Genomic DNA, 1,205 nt, shown 5'->3' with positions numbered 1-1,205 from the left:
TGTATTAGCCGGGACTTGATCTGACAGGTAGTCGGGCCGACAAAGAACGAGTCATCAATGGGGGATGAGTTTCTCCTTGGCGAGATCGAGCGAATCGAGGAAAGTGCGCATCGGCGTCTTGCCGTAGCACCAGCGCCCCTGATGCTCTCGTTCATTGTTGTACTGGTCGAGCCACGCATCAAGGTCCGTCTGCAAGGTCGCGATCGAGTCGTAGATCTTCTTGCGGAAGACGATGCGATAGAACTCGTTGAGCATGGTCTTGTGCAGCCGTTCGACGATCCCGTTGGTTTGCGGCGACTTGGCCTTTGTTCGGGTGTGGTCGATGTCCTCCAAGGCCAGATACAGCTCGTATTCGTGATGCTCGGGGTTGCCGCAGTATTCGGTGCCGCGGTCTGTCAGCACGCGTAGCAGCGGAATGCCGAAGCCGTCAAAGAACGGGACAACGCGATCGTTGAGCAGGTCCGCCGCCGGCAAGGGTGTCTTGCGATCGTAGAGCTTGGCGAACGCAACCTTCGAGTAGGTATCGACGAAAGTTTGCTGGTAGACACGGCCGACGCCCTTGAGGCTGCCGACATAGAACGTATCCTGCGCGCCGCAGTAGCCCGGACATTCGGACTCGAATTCGCCGTGCACTTCCTTCTCGTGCTTGGCTCGTTCGAGCGCGACGAGCTGCGCCTCGGTCAGTACCAACCCCTCCTGGGCGGACTTGGCTTCCAAGGCCTTCAGGCGCTTCGGCATGGTCTCCAGATCGTGGCGCAACCAGATGCTACGGACGCCTTGGGGCGAGACGGACAGAGCATGCCGTTTGAGGATCTCGTTGGCGATACGCACCTGACCGTAGGCTGGCAATTCGAGGGCCAGTTCGACAACGGCGGCCTCGACCTGCGGATCCACGCGGTTCTTGAGCAGCGGCCGGTGGTGGGAAATCTCCTGCAGCGCAGCTTCACCGCCTCGATCGTACAGTTCCTTAAATCGGTAGAAGCTGTCGCGCGAGTAGCCCATCACGCGACAGGCCTGGCTGACGTTGCCGAGCTGCCGGGCCAACTCGAGTATGCCGACCTTGGCACGAATTACCTTCTGCTCCTGAGTCATGGTGGACTCCTTGCTGTTCGCGGCGCGCATTGCCGCTACGGGCTACACCCTTCGCGCCAATGCGCGCCAGCATGAAAAACCAACCACTGTCAGATTTAGTCTAGTCCACCGCA

Annotated in this window: 1 protein-coding gene; it reads right to left on the bottom strand. The window is 59.6% G+C overall.

Features of this window, described 5'->3' with window-relative positions:
* Window positions 1-54: 54 nt before the first annotated feature.
* The gene (locus WS61_RS23465; RefSeq protein WP_059503964.1) at window positions 55-1,092 is read right to left on the bottom strand and encodes an IS481 family transposase; all 1,038 of its coding nucleotides are present in this window, start codon (window positions 1,090-1,092) and stop codon (window positions 55-57) included.
* Window positions 1,093-1,205 lie beyond the last annotated feature (113 nt).

This window comes from Burkholderia sp. ABCPW 11, assembly GCF_001523445.1.
Lineage (GTDB): Bacteria > Pseudomonadota > Gammaproteobacteria > Burkholderiales > Burkholderiaceae > Burkholderia.
The sequence above is the reverse complement of the archived record's forward strand: the minus strand, read 5'-3'. Positions and strand labels throughout refer to the sequence as shown.